General features: G+C 61.8%; 21 protein-coding genes. 11 read left to right on the top strand and 10 right to left on the bottom strand.

Annotated features, from left to right (window positions below; genetic code table 11):
• Positions 1–47 precede the first annotated feature (47 nt).
• Both EGN72_RS17680 and EGN72_RS17685 read right to left on the bottom strand, forming a co-directional pair.
• Positions 48–1,223: an acetyl-CoA C-acetyltransferase gene (locus tag EGN72_RS17680; protein WP_127050021.1), complete on the bottom strand. Its 1,176-nt coding sequence runs from the start codon at positions 1,221–1,223 to the stop codon at positions 48–50.
• A gap of 137 nt (positions 1,224–1,360) precedes the next feature.
• Positions 1,361–2,191, bottom strand: a complete 831-nt coding sequence (locus EGN72_RS17685; protein WP_127050023.1) for an EAL domain-containing protein — start codon at positions 2,189–2,191, stop codon at positions 1,361–1,363.
• A gap of 146 nt (positions 2,192–2,337) precedes the next feature.
• Between EGN72_RS17685 and EGN72_RS17690 the strand changes: the two genes are divergently transcribed.
• Complete coding sequence (locus EGN72_RS17690) at positions 2,338–2,931, top strand: DNA-3-methyladenine glycosylase I (RefSeq protein WP_127050025.1); 594 nt, start codon at positions 2,338–2,340, stop codon at positions 2,929–2,931.
• Between the two features lie 141 nt (positions 2,932–3,072).
• On the opposite strand, the gene EGN72_RS17695 is transcribed toward EGN72_RS17690, so the two are convergent.
• Positions 3,073–3,627, bottom strand: coding sequence for a TlpA disulfide reductase family protein (locus tag EGN72_RS17695; protein WP_127050027.1), 555 nt, complete (start codon positions 3,625–3,627; stop codon positions 3,073–3,075).
• Positions 3,628–3,651: 24 nt separating this feature from the next.
• On the opposite strand from EGN72_RS17695, the gene argH reads away from it, so the two are divergent.
• The 6 genes from argH to EGN72_RS17715 all read left to right on the top strand — a co-directional run bounded on the left by argH (position 3,652) and on the right by EGN72_RS17715 (position 9,778).
• A complete protein-coding gene (gene argH, locus EGN72_RS17700) occupies positions 3,652–5,073 on the top strand; it encodes an argininosuccinate lyase (protein WP_127050029.1) in 1,422 nt (473 codons plus the stop codon).
• A 115-nt stretch (positions 5,074–5,188) separates the two neighbouring features.
• Complete coding sequence (locus EGN72_RS19215) at positions 5,189–5,338, top strand: hypothetical protein (RefSeq protein ID WP_158623221.1); 150 nt, start codon at positions 5,189–5,191, stop codon at positions 5,336–5,338.
• A 15-nt stretch (positions 5,339–5,353) separates the two neighbouring features.
• A complete protein-coding gene (locus EGN72_RS19605; protein ID WP_255417440.1) occupies positions 5,354–5,479 on the top strand; it encodes a hypothetical protein in 126 nt (41 codons plus the stop codon).
• Positions 5,479–5,796: a DUF2834 domain-containing protein gene (locus EGN72_RS17705; RefSeq protein ID WP_127050512.1), complete on the top strand. Its 318-nt coding sequence runs from the start codon at positions 5,479–5,481 to the stop codon at positions 5,794–5,796. Before EGN72_RS19605 ends, EGN72_RS17705 begins: the two co-directional genes overlap by 1 nt.
• Positions 5,797–5,888: 92 nt before the next feature.
• Positions 5,889–7,154: a diaminopimelate decarboxylase gene (gene lysA / locus EGN72_RS17710; RefSeq protein ID WP_127050031.1), complete on the top strand. Its 1,266-nt coding sequence runs from the start codon at positions 5,889–5,891 to the stop codon at positions 7,152–7,154.
• Between the two features lie 26 nt (positions 7,155–7,180).
• Positions 7,181–9,778 (top strand): TIGR02302 family protein, encoded by a 2,598-nt coding sequence (locus EGN72_RS17715; protein ID WP_127050032.1) that lies wholly within the window; start codon positions 7,181–7,183, stop codon positions 9,776–9,778.
• 42 nt (positions 9,779–9,820) lie between these two features.
• Here the strand turns inward: EGN72_RS17715 and EGN72_RS17720 are convergent, their stop codons facing one another.
• Positions 9,821–10,870, bottom strand: a complete 1,050-nt coding sequence (locus EGN72_RS17720; protein WP_127050034.1) for a zinc-ribbon domain-containing protein — start codon at positions 10,868–10,870, stop codon at positions 9,821–9,823.
• 172 nt (positions 10,871–11,042) lie between these two features.
• Between EGN72_RS17720 and EGN72_RS17725 the strand changes: the two genes are divergently transcribed.
• The 3 genes from EGN72_RS17725 to EGN72_RS17735 are packed head-to-tail and all read left to right on the top strand — an operon-like array spanning position 11,043 to position 13,338.
• The gene (locus EGN72_RS17725) at positions 11,043–11,714 is read left to right on the top strand and encodes a cell division ATP-binding protein FtsE (protein WP_127050036.1); all 672 of its coding nucleotides are present in this window, start codon (positions 11,043–11,045) and stop codon (positions 11,712–11,714) included.
• Positions 11,711–12,610 (top strand): ABC transporter permease, encoded by a 900-nt coding sequence (locus EGN72_RS17730; RefSeq protein ID WP_127050038.1) that lies wholly within the window; start codon positions 11,711–11,713, stop codon positions 12,608–12,610. The genes EGN72_RS17725 and EGN72_RS17730 overlap by 4 nt, the downstream gene beginning before the upstream one ends.
• Positions 12,610–13,338 carry a 1-acyl-sn-glycerol-3-phosphate acyltransferase gene (locus EGN72_RS17735; RefSeq protein ID WP_127050040.1) on the top strand — a complete coding sequence of 243 codons (729 nt, stop codon included), beginning with the start codon at positions 12,610–12,612 and terminating at the stop codon, positions 13,336–13,338. Before EGN72_RS17730 ends, EGN72_RS17735 begins: the two co-directional genes overlap by 1 nt.
• Before the next feature lie 78 nt (positions 13,339–13,416).
• Here EGN72_RS17735 and EGN72_RS17740 read toward each other — a convergent pair whose 3' ends face one another.
• A complete protein-coding gene (locus tag EGN72_RS17740; RefSeq protein ID WP_127050042.1) occupies positions 13,417–14,337 on the bottom strand; it encodes a PhzF family phenazine biosynthesis protein in 921 nt (306 codons plus the stop codon).
• A gap of 18 nt (positions 14,338–14,355) precedes the next feature.
• Positions 14,356–15,102 carry a transcriptional regulator FnrL gene (fnrL, locus tag EGN72_RS17745; protein ID WP_127050044.1) on the bottom strand — a complete coding sequence of 249 codons (747 nt, stop codon included), beginning with the start codon at positions 15,100–15,102 and terminating at the stop codon, positions 14,356–14,358.
• 63 nt (positions 15,103–15,165) lie between these two features.
• Here fnrL and hemN point away from each other — a divergent pair, with 63 nt between their 5' ends.
• Positions 15,166–16,521, top strand: a complete 1,356-nt coding sequence (hemN, locus tag EGN72_RS17750; RefSeq protein ID WP_127050046.1) for an oxygen-independent coproporphyrinogen III oxidase — start codon at positions 15,166–15,168, stop codon at positions 16,519–16,521.
• On the opposite strand, the gene EGN72_RS17755 is transcribed toward hemN, so the two are convergent.
• Genes EGN72_RS17755 through EGN72_RS17770 form a run of 4 tightly spaced genes read right to left on the bottom strand, consistent with a single transcriptional unit; the run spans position 16,518 to position 21,536 of the window.
• Complete coding sequence (locus tag EGN72_RS17755; RefSeq protein ID WP_127050048.1) at positions 16,518–17,750, bottom strand: glycosyltransferase; 1,233 nt, start codon at positions 17,748–17,750, stop codon at positions 16,518–16,520. The genes hemN and EGN72_RS17755 overlap by 4 nt on opposite strands.
• Positions 17,747–19,360, bottom strand: a complete 1,614-nt coding sequence (locus EGN72_RS17760; RefSeq protein ID WP_127050050.1) for an ABC transporter ATP-binding protein — start codon at positions 19,358–19,360, stop codon at positions 17,747–17,749. Before EGN72_RS17760 ends, EGN72_RS17755 begins: the two co-directional genes overlap by 4 nt.
• Complete coding sequence (locus tag EGN72_RS17765; protein WP_127050052.1) at positions 19,357–20,457, bottom strand: ABC transporter permease; 1,101 nt, start codon at positions 20,455–20,457, stop codon at positions 19,357–19,359. The genes EGN72_RS17760 and EGN72_RS17765 overlap by 4 nt, the downstream gene beginning before the upstream one ends.
• On the bottom strand, positions 20,457–21,536 hold the full coding sequence (locus EGN72_RS17770; RefSeq protein ID WP_127050054.1) for a microcin C ABC transporter permease YejB: 1,080 nt from the start codon (positions 21,534–21,536) through the stop codon (positions 20,457–20,459). The genes EGN72_RS17765 and EGN72_RS17770 overlap by 1 nt, the downstream gene beginning before the upstream one ends.
• Between the last annotated feature and the right edge of the window lie 12 nt (positions 21,537–21,548).

The following is a 21,548-nucleotide window of genomic DNA, read 5'->3' on the forward strand; positions in this document are numbered from 1 at the left end:
AATATTATTGCGCCCGCATTTTTCAATCTTTAAGCGACATGCAGGGATCAGGGACGCTCAAGGCACATAGCCACACCCATGCCGCCGCCGATGCACAGTGTGGCAAGACCCTTCTTGGCGTCGCGGCGCTTCATCTCGAACAGCAGGGTGTTCAGGATACGCGCGCCCGAGGCACCGATCGGGTGGCCGATGGCGATTGCGCCGCCGTTCACGTTCACCACATCGGGGTTCCAGCCCATATCCTTGTTCACGGCGCAGGCCTGCGCGGCAAAGGCTTCGTTCGCCTCCACAAGGTCCAGATCAGCCGCTTTCCAACCGGCTTTGGTCAGGGCCTTGCGGCTGGCGTAAATCGGGCCCACACCCATGATGGCCGGGTCCAGACCCGCGGTGGAGTAGGATGCAATGCGCGCCAGCGGCGTCAGACCACGCTTTGCGGCCTCAGCCTCGGACATCAGCAGAACACCTGCCGCGCCATCATTCAGGCCAGAGGCGTTGCCCGCCGTCACGCTGCCGTCCTTGGTGAAGGCCGGGCGCAGTTTTTGCATCGATTCCAGCGTGGCGCCGTGGCGGATATATTCATCGGCATCCACGGTGATATCGCCTTTGCGGGTCTTGATGGTGAAGGCCACAATCTCATCCGCGAACTTGCCTGCCTTTTGCGCAGCCTCTGCCTTGTTCTGGCTGGCCAAGGCAAAGGCGTCCTGCATCTCACGGCTGATCTGCCATTTTTCGGCAACGTTTTCAGCGGTTTGCCCCATATGATAGCCGTTGAACGCATCCCAAAGCCCGTCTTTGATCATGCTGTCGATCATCTTCATGTCACCCATTTTGGTGCCCGACCGCAGATGCGCGACATGGGGGGACATGGACATGTTTTCCTGACCACCGGCGACCACAATCGCCGCATCGCCCAGTTGCACATGCTGTGCCCCCAAAGCGACCGCGCGCAGGCCCGAGCCGCACACCTGGTTCAAGGACCAGGCCGAGGCTTCCTGCGGCAGTCCGGCAAGAATATGGGCCTGACGGGCCGGGTTCTGGCCTTGGCCCGCAGTCAGCACCTGCCCCAGAATGGTTTCTTCGACTTCAGACTTGTCGACACCAGCACGGGCCAGAACTTCGGAAATGACGGCAGCGCCCAGCTCATGCGCCGGCGTATTGGCAAAAGCGCCATTAAAGCTGCCTACGGCAGTCCGCGCGGCTGAAACGATTACAACATTGGTCATGTTAGGTCCTTCCCCTTACCCAGAACGCGGCGTGGTCTTCCCAAGCCGCCGTTACCCTTGGCCTAAGGCGAGTGGGACCAAAAAGCAAGGTTTTCGCAGCCCGGTCAGGGCACAGATTTGACGCAGGGGAAATGCCATCAACCCGCCTGGGCGGCCCGCCCTTCAGCCCAGGAGGGGCGCACCGTGGGCGCACCGAACAGAAAGCCTTGCATGCAATCGATGCCCGCGCTTTGCAGCCACTCGGCATCTTCCTTGGTTTCGACCGAGGCGGCGATGGTCAGCATATCCAGATTCTGCCCAATCGCCATCAACGCGCGGGTCAGCGCCTGATTGTCAGGGTCGCTGTGGATATTGCGGATGAACTGGCCGTCAATCTTCACCATATCGAAAAAGAAGTTGCGAAAATGGCGGAAGGTGGTTTGCCCGGCCCCAAAATCATCCAGTGCAAAGCAAACGCCCTGATTTTGCAGATCATCCATGAAGGCGACCACCAGTTCCGGGATCAGCATGGCAGAGCTTTCCGAAATCTCGAGGATCAGCCGTTCTCCGATGGTTTTGTCCGCCGCAAGCCCCTTGCGCAATATTTTCATCCAACGCGGATACCCAACGGAGCGGGCCGACATATTCACCGACAGCCGCACCTGCGGAAAGCGCGCCAAAGCCGTCAGCCCGATGTTCAACGCGAGGCAATCAATCTCGCGGCCCAATTCATCCGTTTCGATGGCATGAATGAAATCCCGCGCCGGGATCACGCGGCCAGTCGTATCAATCACCCGCATCAGACCTTCGTAAAAGGCAACCCGAGAGCTGTCTGCGGCCAGAACAATTGGCTGATAGGCCAGCCGCATCCGCTTGTCCTGCACGGCTTGGCGCACCATGGCCAAGGTTTCCTTGTCCCGCGCGGTCACGGCGGCGGCCAGCGGGCTTTCACTGCCCGGCTGCCGATCAAGTCGTGAAATATCTGCCATATGCTGCCATGCCCCCATGCCATTTTGGGCCGACGCCCCAAGCTGTCCGTTCCGCACAATGCCGACACAGACGTAAAGGGCTGGTAAAATTCTGCCCGTTGTTCCAATTTTAGGCACTTCTCCCTCAGTAACCGGAGCCACCCGACATGCCCCTCGACCCCTCACGCTGCACTTGGCCCGGCACCGATCCGCTGTATCTGGCCTATCACGACACCGAATGGGGCGTGCCGGAATGGGACAGCCGCGCGCTGTGGGAAAAGCTGATCCTTGACGGGTTTCAGGCGGGGCTGTCATGGATCACCATTCTGAAAAAACGCGATGCCTTTCGCGCGGCATTCGAAGGATTCCACCCCGAAATCATCGCCGAATGGGGCGAGGATGACGTGCAGCGCCTGCTGTCAAACCCCGGCATCGTGCGCCATCGCGGCAAGATCGAAGGCACCATCAAATCCGCCCGCGCTTATCTGAAGATTGAGCGGGATGTGGGGTTTTCAAATTGGCTCTGGGCCTATGTCGACGGCACGCCGCTGCAAACCAACCTGAAAACCATGGCAGAGGTGCCCGCCTTCACCCCCTTGTCCACCCAAATCTCCAAAGACCTGAAAAAGGCAGGCTTCACCTTCTGCGGCCCCACCATCGTATACGCTTTCATGCAGGCCACCGGCATGGTGAATGACCACATGATCGGCTGCCCCTGCCACGCCAAAGTGGCAGCCTTGGCAAGGCGCTCCGAAAGGTAAACGCAACAAGGCCAAACCTGCGCGCTCATGCGCAAACGACCCGACGAAACCATGGCCCGAAAGGGCGCGCGCCCCCCTTTCTCTTTGGCAAAAATATCCTCGCCGAAGGCATGATTTTTCGCAGAAAAATCAAAAACGCGTTCAGGGCGCGATCAACGCCTCGATCATTGCCTTGGCATCGGCACTGTCCCATTCGGCGTCCCCAATCAACCGCGCCACCTCTTGCCCCGCGGGGTTCAGGATCACCGTCAGCGGCAACCCCAGCACGCCCATCTGACGCGCCAAGGCGGATTTCGGGTCCAAAAGCACAGGCAGGTTTTGCACGCCGATTTCCTCAAAAAATCGCGTGATGGCAGGCGGCGGGTTGCGCCCGGTGGCAATGGTGACCACAGAAACGCCCTTGTCGGCCACGCTGGCGGCCAGACGGTCAAGGCTGGGCATTTCCTTGCGGCACGGCGCACACCATGTCGCCCAGAAATTCAAAACCACCCACTGCCCTTGCCATTCGGCCAAGCCACGCTCTGCACCCTCCAGATCGGTCAGCACCTCGGCGGGCAGGTCCTTAGCCGTGTCGTGAAACACCAGTTTGCGCATATCGCCGTCCAGCACGGCCTTGGCCGCCCCCACATCGGCCAGCGCGCTGTTTGCACCAAGCCCCAAGCCAGTATAAAGGACGATCAGAACAATTCGCAGCATTTACATCTCCTCAGGGGCCAACCGATGACCAATTCTTCCAAATCCGATCCTTCTGCCCCCACCACCACCGCCAACGCCATGTGGGGTGGCCGCTTTGAAGCCGGGCCGGACGCGATCATGCAGGCCATCAATGCCTCCATCGGGTTTGACCGTCGCCTTGCCGCGCAGGATATCGCAGGCTCTCGGGCCCATGCCGCCATGTTGGCCGCACAGGGTATCCTGACCAATAAAGACGCCGAGGCGATCCGGGAAGGGCTTCTCACGGTGTTGTCAGAGATCGAGGCCGGAAAGTTCCCCTTCCGGGTGGAATTGGAAGACATTCACATGAATGTCGAGGCCCGGTTGAAAGAGATCATCGGTGAACCTGCGGGGCGTCTGCACACGGGCCGTTCACGCAACGATCAGGTGGCGGTGGATTTCCGGCTGTGGGTGCGCGATCAATGCGATGCGGCGATCACCGGGCTGGAAGCCTTGATGAAAGCCTTTCTGGCGCAGGCCGAGGCAGGCGCGGATTGGGTGATGCCCGGCTTTACCCATCTGCAAACCGCGCAACCCGTCACTTGGGGCCATCATATGCTGGCCTATGTAGAGATGTTCGCGCGGGATCGGTCGCGCTTCATCGACGCGCGCAAGCGGATGAATGAATGCCCCTTGGGTGCGGCGGCCTTGGCGGGCACCTCTTTCCCGATTGATCGCCATGCAACCGCTGCCGCCCTTGGCTTTGACCGCCCCACGGCCAACAGCCTCGATTCCGTGTCAGACCGCGATTTCGCGCTGGAATTCCTCTCTGTTTCCAGCATTTGCGCCATGCACCTGAGCCGCTTTGCCGAAGAGCTGGTGATCTGGTCCTCGGCCCAGTTCCGTTTTGTGAAACTGTCGGACAAATGGACGACCGGGTCGTCGATCATGCCGCAAAAGAAAAACCCCGATGCGGCGGAATTGCTGCGCTCCAAACTCGGGCGGATCTTGGGGGCGACGGTGGCACTGTTCACCGTGATGAAAGGGCTTGTGCTGACCTATTCCAAGGACATGCAAGAGGACAAGGAACAGACCTTCGACGCCGCCGACAGCCTGATGCTGGGCCTTGCCGCGATGACAGGCATGGTCGGCGATATGACGGCGCTGCAAGACAATCTGAAATCCGCCGCCGCCAGTGGTTTTTCCACCGCGACCGACCTCGCCGATTGGCTGGTGCGCGAACTTGGCCTGCCATTCCGCGACGCACATCATGTGACGGGCACGCTGGTTGCCATGGCCGAAAAGGCGGGCATCGACTTGCCGGACCTGACACTGGCGCAGATGCAATCCGTGCATGACGGCATCCGCGCCGATGTGTTTGATGTGCTGGGGGTGGAAAACTCCGTGCGCAGCCGTATGTCTTATGGCGGCACCGCACCCGATCAGGTGCGCGCACAGATCGCCCGCTGGAAAGACGCGTTGAAATGAAACTGGTTCTGGCCCTTGCAATTCTGCTGACCGCTGCCTGTCAGCTTCAGCCCCGCCAAGGGGCAGAGCCGATGGTAACGGGCTTGGGCCGCACTGAAACATCGGTGGAATTCTGATGCGCGGGCTTGGGATCATCCTCATGCTCTTGGCCGGATGCGCAGACCCAAGCCTGCATACCGGCATCAGCATCACCCCAAACGGCGTTCGCGTCACCCCGGTGGCCAGCGCCAAACTCGGCGGGGCCACCGTCTCTATCAGCCCTTGATCACAGGAACCAACCATGCGCGCCCTTTTTGCCCTTCTGACCCTTGCCACCTTGGCCGCATGTGGCGCCGATGGTGAACCCACCGCCCCCGGCCTGACCGTTTCAGGTGAGGCGCGGATGGGCGTTGTGGCGGGCGGATGATGTCGCCTTTGCGCATACTTTACCTTGGGCTGGCGGTCTGGGGGGCGGTGCATCCGATGTATTGGTTTGTCACCCATATGCGGGACACCGGCACCGGCCTTAGCGGGTTGATGGATGCGTGGTATGTCAACGCCTCTACCACCGGGCTGACATGGGATCTGACTATCGCCGCCATTGCGCTGACGCTGTGGATTCTGGCCGAAACGCGGGTGCGCAAGAACTGGTCGGCACTGATCGCCATTCCGGCCACCTTTTGCATCGGCGTGTCTTGCGGCCTGCCGCTCTATCTGTTTTTGCGCACCCGCCCGGTCACATGACCCCCCGGCAGCGCCACCAATACGCTGGTGGCTTTTCCTTGGCTTTCCATTCGTGATAGACGCGGGGCAAGCAGCAAGACAAAGGGCGCGAGATGGATCATTTTCTGTATAAAAACGGCGCGCTTTATGCCGAAGATGTCGCCATTGCCGATATCGCCGCACAGGTGGGCACGCCGTTTTATTGCTATTCCACCGCAACCCTGACCCGGCATTACCAGCTTTTCACCGAGGCGCTGTCGCCCCTGCCGCATCTGGTCTGTTTTGCCATCAAATCCCTGTCCAACATCGCCGTTCTGAAAACGCTGGCCGATCTGGGCGCGGGCATGGATGTGGTGTCTGCGGGCGAATACATGCGCGCCAAAGCCGCCGGCGTGCCGGGAGAGCGGATCGTCTTTTCCGGCGTCGGCAAAACGCGTGAGGAAATGCGGCTGGCCCTGACCGGCGGCATCCGGCAGTTCAACGTCGAATCGGAACCCGAAATGCGGGTCTTGTCGGAGGTGGCCAGCAGCCTTGGCCTGACAGCCCCGATCACCATTCGCGTCAACCCCGATGTCGATGCCAAAACGCATGAGAAAATTTCGACCGGCAAGAAAGGCGACAAATTCGGCATCCCGATTTCCCGCGCGCGGGAGGTTTATGCCGAAGCCGCCGCCCTGCCCGGCCTGAAAATCGTGGGCATCGACGTGCATATCGGCAGCCAGTTGACCGCGCTGGAACCGTTTGAAGCCGCCTATCTGAAAGTGGCCGAACTGACCCATGCGCTGCGCGCCGATGGGCACACCATCGAACGGCTGGACCTTGGCGGCGGCTTGGGGATTCCCTATGCCCGCGACAACAACGCCCCGCCCTTGCCGATGGATTACGGCGCGCTGATCAAGCGCACCGTGGGCGATCTGGGCTGCGAGATTGAAATTGAACCCGGCCGCCTGATTTCCGGCAATGCGGGGATTCTGGTGTCGCAGGTCATCTATGTGAAAAACGGCGAGGACCGTGATTTCCTGATCGTCGATGCCGCAATGAACGATTTGATTCGCCCCGCCATGTATGGCTCGCATCACGATATTATCCCGGTTGTCGAAGCACAGGCCGGGGCCGAGCAACAACCCTATGACATTGTGGGCCCGGTTTGCGAATCTGGTGACACCTTTGCCAAGGGGCGCAATCTGCCCGCCTTGCACAGCGGCGATATGATCGCCTTCCGCTCTGCCGGGGCCTATGGCGCGGTTATGTCGTCGGAATACAACTCTCGCCCGCTGATTCCCGAAATTCTGGTGCGTGGCGATCACTTTGCGGTCATCCGGGCACGTCCGACGTTTGACGAAATGCTTTCTCGCGATACCATACCCGAGTGGCTGTGACCCATCGCAGCCCAAAGGCAGGGTAAATGAAGCAAGATGTGCCGGACTCCGTTGCAGCCAGATTGAAACGCCCGCTTGCGCTGACGCGGGCGGGGCTGTGGGCAGAACGTCTGGCCCGCAGTTTTTGGCCGCTGTGGACCGTGCTGATTGCAACACTGGCCACACTCGCCTTTGGCGTGCAGGATTTCGCGCCGCTTTGGGCGGTTTGGGGCGGGCTGTCTGCTGCGGCTCTGGCTTCGATGTATTTCCTTTGGCGCGGCTGGCGCGGTTTTGCACGCCCCACGCGGCAAGATGCGCTGGACCGGTTGGATGCCACCCTGCCCGGTCGCCCCATCGCCACTTTGGCCGATACACAGGCAATCGGGGCGAATGACCCCGCCTCACAGGCGGTCTGGGCCGCGCATCAGGCCCGGATGGCCCGCGCCGCCGCTGCCGCCCGCGCCGTTTCCCCCGACCTGCGGCTTTCCAAACGGGATCCTTTCGGCCTGCGCTACATCGCGCTGACGGGGCTGGTGATGGCGCTGATGTTCGGCTCGCTCTGGCGGGTTGCCTCGGTTGCCGGCATCGGCCCGAACCCGGCGCAGGCGCTGGCGAATGGGCCAAGCTGGGAAGGCTGGGTGCAGCCGCCGCCCTATACCGGCAAGCCCACGCTTTACCTGAACGATATTGACCGCGTCACCTTTGAGGTGCCGACAGGCAGCCGCGTGCAACTGCGGTTTTACGGCGAGGTGGGCGCGCTGTCGCTGGCCGAAACCGTGTCCGGCCGCAGCAGCGAAACCCTAGACCCTGCCGCCCCCAGCCATGAATTTGACGTGACCCAAAGCGGTGAGCTGCGGATAGATGGCCCCAATGGCAGCAAATGGAACATCACCGCCACCCGCGACGCCCCCCCCAGCGTCAGCGCCAAGGGCGACCTTGCGCGCGAAGCGGACGGGCGGCTGAAACTGAATTTCACCGCCAAGGACGATTTTGGCGTCACCGGCGGCCAAGCCATCATCGCGCTGGATCTGGACGCGGTTGACCGCCGCTATGGCCTTGCCGCCACCCCGGAAATGACGGACCCGGTCACGCTGGACCTGCCTTTGCCGATCACCGGATCGCGGACGGACTTCACCGAAACCCTGCTCGACGATCTGTCCAAACATGTTTTCGCCAACCTGCCCGTCACCATCTCCCTGTCCGTCTCCGATGCGCCGGGGCAAATTGGCACCGCCGAACCGCTGCGCGTGACACTGCCGGGCAAACGCTTCTTTGACCCGCTGGCCGCCGCCGTGGTCGAAATGCGCCGCGATCTGCTGTGGTCGCGCAGCAATGCCCCCCGGTCGGTGCAGATTTTCAAGGCCATCACCCATCGGCCCGAGGAATTGATTCGCAACGAAAAAGCCTATCTGCGCCTGCGCGTCGCCCTGCGGCGGCTGGAGGCCGAGGCGGACACCCTGTCAGTCGAGACGCGCGATGAACTGGCCGAGGCGTTCTGGGACATCGCTTTGCTGATCGAAGAAGGTGATCTGGAAAACGCGCGCGAGCGGTTGAAGCGCGCCCAGGACCGGCTGGATGAGGCCATCCGCAATGGCGCCGACCCGGCCGAGATTGACCAGTTGATGCAGGAACTGCGGCAGGCCATGAATGATTACATGCGCCAGCTTGCCGAAGAGGCGCAGCGCAACCCAGACAGCCAGGCCGCGACCGAGCAAGAATCGATGGAAATCACCGGCGATCAGTTGCAGGAAATGCTGGAAGAACTGCAAAAGCTGCTGGAAGAAGGCCGGATGGAAGAAGCCGCCGAGCTGATGGAAATGCTGCGGCAGTTGATGGAAAACATGCAGGTAACGCAGGGCGAAGGTGGTCAGGGCGGCCCCGGCCAGCAAGCCATGCGCGACCTTGGCGATACGCTGCGCGACCAGCAAGACCTGTCGGATGACAGCTTTTCAGAACTGCAAAACCCCGGCCAGCAAGACGGCCAGCAGGGCAACGAGCAAGGCAGCGAACAAGACGGGCAACAGGGCGAGCAAGACGGCCAGCAACCCGGCCAGAACGGGCAGGACGGCCAGCAAGGTCAGCCCCAGCAAGGCCAGAATGGCCAAGCACAAGAAGGCACGGGCCGCGAAGGTCAGGGCCAAGGCCAAAGCCTGTCAGACCGCCAGCGCGACTTGCGCAACCGTCTGGGCCGCTTGAACGGCAGCAACCTGCCCGGTGCCGGAACCGAACAGGGAGAGGCCGGCCGCCGCGCCTTGGATGACGCAGGCCGCGCCATGGAGGAAGCCGAGCGCGCCCTGCGCGACGGCGACCTGCCCGGCGCGCTGGACAATCAGGCCGATGCCATGCGCTCCTTGCGCGAAGGCATGCAAAATCTGGGCGAGGCGATGGCGCAGGAACGCCGCGAAAGCGATGGCTCCCAGCAGGGTGAGGCGGTTGGCCGTGCCGACCCCAACTCTGCCCGCGATCCTTTGGGCCGCGAACCGGGCGAAGGCGCGCGGATCGGGTCTGATCGCAACCTGTTGCAGGGCGATGATGTCTATCGCCGGGCGCAGGATTTGCTGGACGAAATCCGCAAACGCCAAGGCGACCAGACCCGCCCGGAAAGCGAGCGGGACTACCTGAAACGTCTGCTGGATCTGTATTGAAACCGGGCCGCGTCCGGGCCGCTGGCCCGGGCTGCCGGGTAGTTAGCTTGTCTCGCCGCCGGTCAGGTTTTGCAAGGCGGTGATAGCGCTGCGCATGGCGCTGTCCAGCATCACCCGGCCTTTGTCGACCGCGCTGACATAGTTTTCCATCGCGCCTTTGCTGGCCGGAAACTGTGTGGCGATTTTCGGGGCCGCCAGATAGGCCGCAACCAGAACCACCGCCAACAGCAACATCAGCGAAAACCCGTTGCGGAACCCCGCGCGGCTTTCGGCTTGCGTTGTGCTGGCTTGCTCCATCGCCAGTTCATCGCCCGAACGGTTTTCGGTGCTGGCGCGCAGAGTCGAATTGATTTCCTCGATATCGGGCAGCAGGTCACGGCGGGCGGTCGGCTTTTCGGTGGTTTCCGGCTCTGCCTCTTGCCCGCGCAGACGTGCCAAGCGGTCGCGCACGGCTTTGGCGGCGCTGGCGGCACCGGTGGTTTCCTCCAGCCCCAGTTCGGTTTGCGATTCCAAGGGCCGGGGCGGGGTTTGTGATCGGCGCACAGCGGCTTCGCGCTCGGCCTCCTCGCGCAGAACGGCAAGCAGGCTTTCATCCAGCCCACGGCGCGGTGCGGCCCCCGGCACGGCTCCTGACACCGGCGACTGCACGTCAGAGGCAGCAGGCGGGGTGGTTGTCTCGGCTGCCGGAGTGGCCGGGGCTTGCGCCGTTTTGGCAACCGGAACCTCTGGCGCGGCTGTCGGGGTGGGCGTCGACGCGGGCTTTGGCATTGGGGGCGCAGCGGGCCGGGGCGGTGGCGGCGCTGTCACCTCTGCGGCGGTGCTGTCATCCGGGTCATCGGCCCAAACCTTGCTTTGCCCGCGATCCCCGCCCCGCGCGGTTTCAACCGAACGTGTGGACACAGGCTGCGGCACCTGAACGGGGGCCGCTTTGCCAAACAGCGCCTCTTCGGCCTCCTGCTCTGCTTCCAGATCGGGCGGCAGTTGAAACCATGCATGACCACAATTCGAACATTGCACGTCCCGCCCGCCGTCAGGAATGGCAGTCGCTTCTACTTCGTATTGTGCGTCGCAATTCGGGCAAATCAGCCTCATTTGCACTTCTCCGACCCGTGACTTCTTTGTCCCTGTTTACTTTGTAGCTGTGATATTTTGCATATCCAAGCCTTTGTCGTCATTCTGTGCACAATAGGGCGTTGAAACCTCCCGAACTCTGGGCAAAACTGCCACAACACGCGGCATGCCGCCGCAATAGACGGAGCAACGCGTGATCGCATTTGAAAATGTCGCCTATTCTTATGGCGGGGGGGAGTTGTTATCCGAGGTCAGCTTGCGGCTGGCCCCCGGCTCTTTCCATTTTCTGACAGGGCCATCGGGGGCGGGAAAGTCGACACTGCTGAAGCTTTGCTATGCGGAATTGCTGCCGACCGCCGGGCGGATCACACTGTTTGACCGCGAGGTGCGCAGCCTTGACCGGGATGAGGTGGCGCGGATGCGGCGGCGCATTGGCGTGGTGCATCAGGATTGCCAGTTCCTCGATCACCTGCCACTGGCAACCAATGTGACCCTGCCCGCGATGGTGTCGGGGCGCAGCTCTGCCAATGAGGATTTGCAGGATCTGCTGAACTGGGTCGGGCTGGCCCCTTTGGCGGATGCTCTGCCGCCGCAATTGTCGGGCGGCGAACGTCAGCGCGCGGCAGTGGCCCGGGCGGTGATCATGTCGCCCGATGTGGTGCTGGCGGATGAACCCACGGGCAACCTTGATTGGGAAATGTCCTTGCGGCTGCTGACGCTGTTGGTGGAGTTGAACAAGATGGGCAAGACCATCCTGATCGCGACCCATGATCTGAACCTGATCCGCGCGGCCAAGCAGCAAGTGCCCGCGCGCGTGTTGCGGATTGCCAAGCGCCGCGTGCAATTGGCGGGGGCTGATCTGTGAAAATTCTGGCCCTGACCCAATTTCTGCGCGGCGACAAACAGGCGGACCGGGTGGTGCCGCCTTCGGGCCATACCGCTTGGCTGACAAGCTTTACCGCCGCCACCATGACCTTTCTGGCCGTCTTTGCGCTGGCCTTGTCGCTGGCGGCAGGGCGTCTGGCGGAACGTTGGGGCGATGCCTTGGCGCGCAGTGCCACCATCCGCATTTCCGCCCCGGCGGGGCAGATGGATGCCCAAACCCGCGCCGTGCTGGATGTTCTGGCCATCACCCCCGGCGTGGAACGCGCCCGCGCCATGGATGACGCCGAGCAACGCGCCTTGCTGGAGCCGTGGTTCGGCCCCAACCTGCCGCTGGATGCCTTGCCCATCCCCCGGCTGGTCGAGGTCACAGAGGATGACACCGGCTATGACGCCGAAGGCCTGCGGCAACGGCTGGCCGCCGAGGCACCGGGGGCAGTGCTGGATGATCACACGCGCTGGCGCAAACCGCTGGCGGTAGCGGCGGGGCGGCTGCGCATGTTGGGGATCACCTCTATCCTGCTGATCGGGGCAAGCATGGCAGCGATGATCACCCTGGCGGCCAATGCAGCTTTGGCGGCCAATGCCCAAGTGATCCGGGTGCTGCGGCTGGTGGGCGCGCGGGATGCCTATATCGCGCGGGCCTTTGTGCGGCGGTTCACGCTGCGGGCGCTGGCAGGATCGGCCATCGGGGCTGTGGCGGGGATGATCGGGGTGGCCCTGCTGCCCTCGGCCGATGTGGCGGGCGGGTTCCTGACAGGGCTTGGCTTTCAGGGCGCGGGCTGGTTATTGCCCTTCCTGATCCCCCCCGCGGCGGCGCTGGTGGCCTTTTTCGCGACCCGCTTTGCCGCCTTTCGGAAATTGAAGGAATTGACCTGATGCGCCACGCAATCCAATGGCTGCTTTCGCTGATCTTCATTGTCCAGATGTATCTGGCCATGGCCGTCGTGGGGCTGTTGTATCTGCCCTATGCGATCCTGTCGCCCGATGGCGCGCTGGCCGCTTGCCACGCCTATTGCCGCTGGGTGCTGTTCTCGCTGCGGGTGCTGACGGGGCTGCGGACCGAAGTGCGCGGCACCCCACCAACGCATGAGGTTCTGGTGGCCGCCAAACATCAGAGCTTTCTGGATATCCTTATGATTTTCCATGCGATTCCGCGTGGCAAGTTCATCATGAAACGGGAATTGATCTATGCCCCGATCTTGGGTTGGTTCGCGCTGCGCATCGGTTGTGTTCCGGTGAACCGAGGCAAGCGGGGCGCGGCGATCACCAAGATGATGGCCGATGTGAAATCGGGCGCACAACGCGCGGGGCAATTGATCATCTATAGCCAAGGCACCCGCGTCGCCCCCGGCGTCAAGATGCCCTACAAGGCCGGAACGGCGGCGCTCTATATGCAATTGGGGCAGGAATGCTATCCGGTGGCGACCAATGTCGGGGTGTTCTGGCCCAAGCGGGGAATTTTGCGCAAACCAGGGCTGGCGGTGGTGGAATTTCTGCCCCCCATCCCGGCAGGCCTGCCCAATGCGCAATTCATGGAACGGCTGGAACGCGAGGTGGAAACCGCCTCGGATGCGTTGATGGCCGAAGCGGGCTTTCGCGTCTGAGCGGAAAGGGCGTGCCGCCTTCGGGGGCATCGAGCCCCCGCTCGGCGGCTGTTGCCACGCACTTGTGGCAGAGGCTGGTCAGACAGCTTCGGGCGGGCGGATATGGCCATCGCTGATGCGCACAGCCGCGCCGCTGACCCGGACGGATGTCACCCCGGCCGCATCACAGTCCACCGTCAGGCAAATGGCACTGGGCCGCCCCATTTCCACACCCTGCGCCAGCGCCAGCGCCTTTGTGCCGGGCTGCAAGGCCCCGCTTGCCCAAAGCTGGGCGGCAAGGATGGCACTGGCAGAGCCTGTCGCCGGGTCTTCGGGAATGCCCGCGGTGGGCGAGAACATGCGCGCCTGATAATCCGCCCCCGTGCCGGGCGTATAAAGATAAGCGCTATCCACCCCACCCGCCGCCATGATCTGCGACCACTGCGGCTCTGACGGGCGGGCGGCGGCGAGGGTGGCAAGATCACGCACCGGGACATAAAGAAACGCGGGCCCGCCTTGCCACAGGCCGGGGCGATGTTCCCCAAAGCCGATCACTGCCGGATCAAGCCCCAAGGCCGCCGCCAGATGCGCGGGGTGCAGCGCAAAACCGGCATCCGGCACCGCAAGGGCGGGATGCGGCGTGACCGGCGCTGTCAACTCTGCCACGACGCGGCCCTGTTGGCGCCGCACGGTCACGGGCACCAACCCAGCCTCCTCCTCCAGCACCAGACGCAAAGCGCCGTCACCTTCGGGCAAAGCGCCTTCGGCCAGCAGCAGCGCGCAGCCAATCGTGGGATGCCCGGCAAAGGGGATTTCGGCAGTGGGGAAAAAGATGCGCACCCGCGCGGTATGGGCGGGGTTCACCGGGCGCTGCACGAAGATCGTTTCGGACAGATTGAACTCTCGGGCGATGATCTGCATCTGCGCGGGCGTCAGATCATCCGCGCCCATCACCACGGCCAGAGGGTTGCCCGCAAAAGCCCGGTCGGTGAACACATCCATCGTGTGAAAGGCCAGCATCACGCCCCCCAGCGCAGGTCAGACCAGCATACCACCGTCATTGTCATCGCCCGCGGCTTCCATCAGCACGTCGAAATCCTCCACCGTGACATGGCGCTTGCCTTCCAGAGAGATCACCCCATCCTTGCGCAACGCCGAAATCTGACGGCTGACGGTTTCCAGCGTCAGGCCCAGATAATCGGCCATTTCTTCGCGCGTCAGCGGCAGGTCAAACACCAGCCGCCCGGATGGCGTCTTCATCGACAGGCTGGCATCGCGCCGCGCGATGATCGACAACAGGCTGGCAATCTTTTCCCGCGCGGTTTTGCGGCCCAGCAACAGCATCCATTCGCGCGCGGAGTCCAGTTCATCCAAGGTCATTTCCAGCAAACGCTGGGCGACATGCGGCGTGCTGATCATCATTTCCTCAAATGGCTTTTTGCGGAAACAACACATCACCAGATCCGTCGTCGCGGTCACGTCATAGGCAGCCGATTCGCGCCCCGGACGCCCCACGAAATCCGATGGCAGCAACAGGCCGACCATCTGGCGGCGGCCGTCTTCCATCGTCTGGCTCAGCGTGGCAATGCCGCTGACCACAGAGGCGACAAAATCCATCCGGTCGCCCGACCAGATCACCGTCTGGCCCGCCTGATAGCTGCGGTAATACTTGATCTGCTCCAGCCGGGCCAATTCATCGCCTTCACAGCGCGCACACACGGCACGGTGGCGGATGGGGCAATCGCCACAATCATGTGTGGTGATCAGGCTGTCTAAGGTTGGCATATGCTGGGTCCAGTTTGATCTGAATCAAGGATTCATCTTAGCTTATACGTCACAGCTTCAGATATGAACACACAATCAGAACTCAAGCGCCTCGGACTATTTGACGCGCGCGTCCCGCGATATACCAGCTATCCGACTGCGCCGCAGTTCGCGCCGGGTGTTGGTCCTGACACGTTTGCCAAGTGGATACAGGCGGTGCCCTCGGGGGCCTCTGTTTCGCTGTATATCCATGTGCCGTTTTGCCGCCGCTTGTGCTGGTTCTGCGCCTGCCGCACGCAGGGCACCTCGTCTGATGCGCCGGTGATCGCCTATGCCGAAATGCTGCGCGAGGAAATCGAACTGCTGCGCCGAAATCTGGCCGCCGGCGTTACCCTTTCGCGCCTGCATTGGGGCGGCGGCACGCCCACGCTGCTGATGCCCGATTTGATGCGCAAACTGGCCGATCAGGTGTTTGATGTGGTGCCTTTGGCGCCGGGTGGGGAATTCTCGGTCGAGATTGACCCGAATGAGATTGATGCCGCACGGCTGGATGCACTGGTTGCCTCGGGCATGAACCGCGCCTCTATCGGGGTGCAGGATTTCGACCCAGAGATTCAAAAAGCCATCGGGCGCGAGCAAAGCTATGAACTGACCAAAAAGGTCAGCGATATGATCCGCGAACGCGGTGTGCCAAGCCTGAACGCCGATATCCTGTATGGCTTGCCGCACCAGTCCAACCAACGCATCGCGGAATCGGTGCAGAAATTGCTGACCCTGTCGCCGGATCGCGTGGCGCTTTATGGCTATGCCCATGTGCCATGGATGAGCCGCCGCCAGCAAATGATCCCCTCGGACAAGATGCCAACGCCAGAAGAACGGCTGGGCCTGTTTGAAACCGCGCGGGAATTGTTTGTCTGGGACGGGTATGATGAAATCGGCATCGACCATTTCGCCCGCCCGACCGACGGGCTTGCCATTGCCCAACGCAATGGAACCCTGCGCCGGAATTTCCAAGGCTATACCGATGATACCGCCGCAGCCCTGATCGGCCTTGGCGCCTCGTCCATCTCGCGCTTTCCGCAGGGTTTCGCGCAAAACGCCAGCGCCACGGCGGCCCATACCAAAGCGATCCGCGAGGGGCGCTTCTCTACCCATCGCGGCCATGTGTTTTCGGGTGAGGATTTGCTGCGCGCCCGGATTATTGAGGCCTTGATGTGTGACTTTCAGGTCAGCCGGGCCGAGTTGCTGCGCGATTTCGATACCAACGACAGCGCGCTGGAAGCGATGTTCCAATCAGCCAAGGCAAGTTTCGGCGATATGGTTCAGGTGAATGATGACGGCCTTGCCATCCCACCCCGCGCCCGCCCGCTGACCCGGATGATCGCCCGGGCCTTTGATGCCTATGATCACGCCAAGGCACAACATTCGGCAGCGGTTTAACCCGCTGTCGGTGCAAAGCTTTCCACATAATCGACCATGCGCGGCAGGCAGATGCCGTGCAGGTCGTATTTGTCCAGAATGGTCTGGCGCGCGGCTTTGCGCAGGGGCAAAAAGCGGTCCGGCGCGGCCAAACCTTCGGTCAGCGCCGCTGACCAGCCTTTGATATCGAAGAAATCGACCAAACGGCCATTCACACCATCCTCGATCAACTCCTCCACCGGCGCGGTGCGAGAGCCGACAACATAGGCCCCCGCCGACATCGCCTCCAGCATCGACCATGACAGGACGAACGGATAGGTAAGATAGGCATGCACACGGCTGATCTGCATCAGCGCCACGAAATGTGGATAGGGCACTTTGCCAAGGAAATGCACGCGGCTCAGGTCCAGCCGGTCCTTTACTTCGTCCAGAAACATCTGTTTCCACGTCTGGCCCTTGGGCGCTGCGGCCCCATAGCTGACATCATCGCCCCCCACGATCACCACCTGTGCCGCAGGCCGGGCCGTCATGACATCAGGCAGCGCCCGAATGAAGCTGTGATAGCCGCGATAAGGCTCCAGATTGCGGTTCACGAAGGTCAGCACCTCATCCCCGTCGCGCAGAACGCGGCCATCGGGCAGCGACAGGCTGGCGGATGGGTTCGGCACCATGGTCTTGGTGTTCACCCCGTCAAAGATCACCTTGATCAAAGGCTGCAACGCAGGCGGATAGGTGCTGGCCTGCCATTTCGTCGGGGCCAGCCCCGCATCGGCATGCAGCAGGCTTTGCCCCAGATGCCCCGCCCGCGCCTGCGCCGTCATCACCGCATCAAAGCCGGGGCGGCTGAACTCCGGGTCGAAACCAACGTCACAGCCGACGCCACGGTAATAGAATTCCGCATAGACAATCAGTTTGGCGGTTGGCCAAACCTCTTTCAGAAACAACGTCTCGCCCCAACCGGAATGGCCAAAGATCACATCGGGGGTATAGCCGTGCTTGTCGCGCAATTGCAGACAGGCCCGCGCCACCGAGACGCCCCTGTCGTTCATCTGCGTGAAATTGCGCCCCAAACGGGTCGCCGCCGGATCAGGTGGCGGCAAATCATGGCGATAGCGCAAAACCGGAATCTGCGCCTGCCGCTGGTTCTTGAGATCGGTCAGGGCGCGGCAATCATGCCCGCGCGCGCGCAGGGCCGGGGCAAGATACAGGAATTGGCCGGGAAAATTCTGATGAATAAACAGAATTTTCAAAGGCCACCTGCCCGCACCGGTCCAAAGGCGGCGGCCATCAAGCTGCGCGTGTAATCCGTTTGCGGGTTGTCAAAAATGTCAGACCCGGCACCGGATTCCACCACATCGCCCTGTTTCATCACGATGACCTTATGCGCCAGCGCCCGCACCACGCGCAGATCATGGCTGATGAACAGATAGGCAAGCCCCTGTTTGCGCTGCAAATTGCGCAGCAACTCCACGATCTGCACCTGCACGGTCATATCCAGCGCGCTTGTGGGTTCATCCAGCAGCACCAGCTTGGGCCGCAGGATCATCGCGCGGGCAATCGCCACCCGCTGCCGCTGCCCGCCTGAAAACTCATGCGGATAGCGGCCCATCATCGCCGGATCGAGGCCCACCTCACCCATGATCTCGGCCACCAACTTGCGATGGTCCAGCCCTTTGTCGGTGGAATGCACGCCCAGACCTTCCGCTATGATCTGCTCAATCGTCATGCGGGGCGACAGGCTGCCGAAGGGGTCTTGAAACACGATCTGCATCTGGTGCCGCAGGCTGCGCATCTGGTTGGCATTCCAGCCCTGCACATCCTGCCCCATGAACACGATCGGCCCGTCAGACTGGATCAGCCGAAGGATGGCCAGCGCCAGCGTGGTCTTGCCAGACCCGCTTTCGCCCACGATCCCCAAGGTTTCCCCGGCCCGAACCGACAGGCTGGCAGCATTCACCGCCTTCACATGCCCCACGGTGCGGCGCAAAAAGCCGCGCTGAATGGGAAACCAGACCCGCAGGTTCTCGGTGCGCACAATCTCGGCACCATCTGCGGGCGCGGGTTCGGCGCGGCCTTTCGGCTCTGCCTCCAGCAAGGTGCGGGTATAGGGGTGCTTGGGCGCGTCAAAAATCTCGGCGGTGCGGCCTTGTTCCACAATCTCGCCGCCTTGCATCACGCAAACCCGGTCAGCGATGCGCCGCACGATGCCCAGATCATGCGTGATGAACAGCAGGCTCAGGCCCTCGCGCTCTTTCAATTCGGCCAGAAGTTCAAGGATTTGTGCCTGAATGGTCACGTCCAGCGCGGTAGTCGGCTCATCCGCGATCAGCAGTTCCGGCCCGTTGGCCAGCGCCATCGCGATCATCACCCGCTGGCGTTGCCCACCTGAAAGCTGGTGCGGATAGGCCCCAAGCCGGCTTTCCGCATCGCGGATACCCACCTTGTCCAGCAATTCCAGAATACGCACCCGCGCCGCCGCCCCATCCAAGCCCTGATGCAGCAGGATGCTTTCGGCCAGTTGCTTTTCAATCGTGTGCAGCGGGTTCAGGCTGGTCATCGGCTCTTGGAAAATAAAGCTGATGTCATTGCCGCGCACCCGGCGCAAATCCGCCTCGGGCGCGCCGACCATCTGGGTGCCGTTATAGACCACCGACCCTGCAACCTCGGCGCTTTCGGGCAGCAGCGCCACGGTGGACAGCGCCGTCACCGATTTGCCCGACCCGCTTTCCCCCACCAGCGCCACGGTTTCCCCGCGCCCCACGGTGAATGACACGCCCTTGACCGCCTGCACCACGCGCCCATCCTGCCGGAACCCGATCCGCAGGTTTTCAACGGCCAACACGGTTTCACTTACACTCATTGAAACGTCTTTCGCGGGTCAAACGCATCACGCACGCCTTCAAAGATGAACACCAGAAGGCTGAGCATGATGGAAAAGGTAAGGAAGGCGGTAAAGGCAAGCCATGGCGCTTGCAGGTTCTGCTTGGCCTGCAAGGTCAACTCTCCCAGACTGGGGGCCGAGGCTGGCAGGCCAAAGCCCAGAAAATCCAGCACAGCAAGCGAGCCAATGGTGCCCGTGATGATAAAGGGCACCATGGTCAGCGTGGCAACCATGGCATTGGGCAGCACATGGCGGAACATGATCACCCGGTCCGAAACGCCCAAGGCCCGCGCTGCGCGCACATATTCAAAGTTGCGCGCCCGCAGGAATTCGGCGCGCACCACGCCCACCAGCGCCGTCCAGCCAAACAGCACCATCAACCCGACCAACAGCCAGAAATTCATCCGCCAGATCGCAGCGACAATGATGATGACATAAAGGCTGGGGGTTGACCCCCACAGCTCGATCAGGCGTTGAAAGAACAGGTCGATCCAGCCGCCGAAATAGCCCTGCACCGCCCCCGCCGCGATCCCGATGACCGAGGTGAGAAGCGTCACGATCAGCGCAAAACTGACCGAGATGCGGAAGCCGTAAATCACCCGCGCCAACACATCGCGCGCGGTGTTATCGGTGCCCAGCCAATGGTTTGCATCCGGCGGGCTGGGGGCCGCGCGGCCAATATCGTTGATGGTGTTATAGCTATAGGGCACGATGGGCCACAAAACCCAACCCGGCTCCGCCCCCTCCAGCGTTCCCGCCTCCAGCGCGGCAAGCGAGGCGTCCGGGTCATCCAGACAGGCCTCCACCCCGCCCGACCGGATCAGGCAGCGCACCTCGGGGTCGCGGTATTTCGCTTCGGTGCGAAAGTCGCCGCCAAAGGTTGTCTCGGGGTAGAATTTCAGGAAAGGCGCGTAAACCTCACCGCGATAGCTGACCAGCAGCGGCTTGTCATTGGCCAATACCTCGGCCATCAGCGACAGGCCGAACAGCACCGAGAATATCCACAGCGACCACAGCGCGCGGCGGTTCGCCTTGAAATTGCGCCAGCGGCGTTGATTAAGCGGGGAAAGAGCCATCAGCCACGCCCCTCAAAATCAATGCGCGGATCAATCCAGACATACATAAGGTCTGACAAAATCCCGACCACAAGCCCCATCAGGCCAAAGAAGAACAGCGTGCCAAAGATCACCGGATAATCGCGTTCCACCGCCGCCTTGAAGCCCAACTGCCCCAGACCATCCAGCGAAAAGATCGTCTCGATGATCAGGCTGCCGCCAAAGAATACCGACACGAACACCGCCGGAAAGCCCGCAATCACGATCAGCATCGCATTGCGGAACACATGGCCGTAAAGCACGCGGCTTTCCGACAGGCCCTTGGCCCGCGCGGTCATCACATATTGCTTCTTGATCTCATCCAGAAAGCTGTTCTTGGTCAGCAGGGTCAGCGTGGCAAAGCTTGCGATGGTCGATGCGACCACGGGCAAGGTGATGTGCCACAGGTAATCCAGCACTTTGCCGATCATCGTCAGATCGTCGAAATTATCCGAGGTCAGCCCCCGCAGCGGAAAGATTTTCCAATAGGACCCGCCCGCAAACAGCACCAGCAGCAGAATGGCGAACAAAAAGCCGGGGATCGCATAGGCCACGATAATCACCCCCGATGTCCATGTATCAAAGGGCGATCCGTCCCGCATCGCCTTCTTGATCCCCAAGGGAATCGAGACAAGATAGGCGATCAACGTCGACCAAAGCCCAAGACTGATAGACACCGGCATCTTTTCCAGCACCAGATCGGTCACGGAAATAGACCGGAAATAGCTTTCGCCGAAATCGAAGCGGGCGTAATCCCACATCATGTTCAAAAACCGCTCCAGCGGCGGTTTGTCAAAACCGAACTGGCGTTCCAGATCGGCAATGAATTCCGGCGGGAGGCCCCGCGCGCCAAGATATTCGCTGTTGCCGCCGCTGCCTTCGATCCCTGCATCACCGGAACCGGAAATCCCTTGCAAACTGTCGCCGCCGCCATCCAGCCGCGCCAACACCTGTTCAATCGGGCCACCCGGCACAAATTGCACAAGGCTGAAGTTGATGATCATGATCCCGACCAATGTCGGAATGATCAGCAACAATCGCCGAAGGATATAGGCTCCCATACTGCTTACCCG

The organism is Pseudorhodobacter sp. E13 (assembly GCF_003991405.1).
GTDB lineage: Bacteria > Pseudomonadota > Alphaproteobacteria > Rhodobacterales > Rhodobacteraceae > Pseudorhodobacter.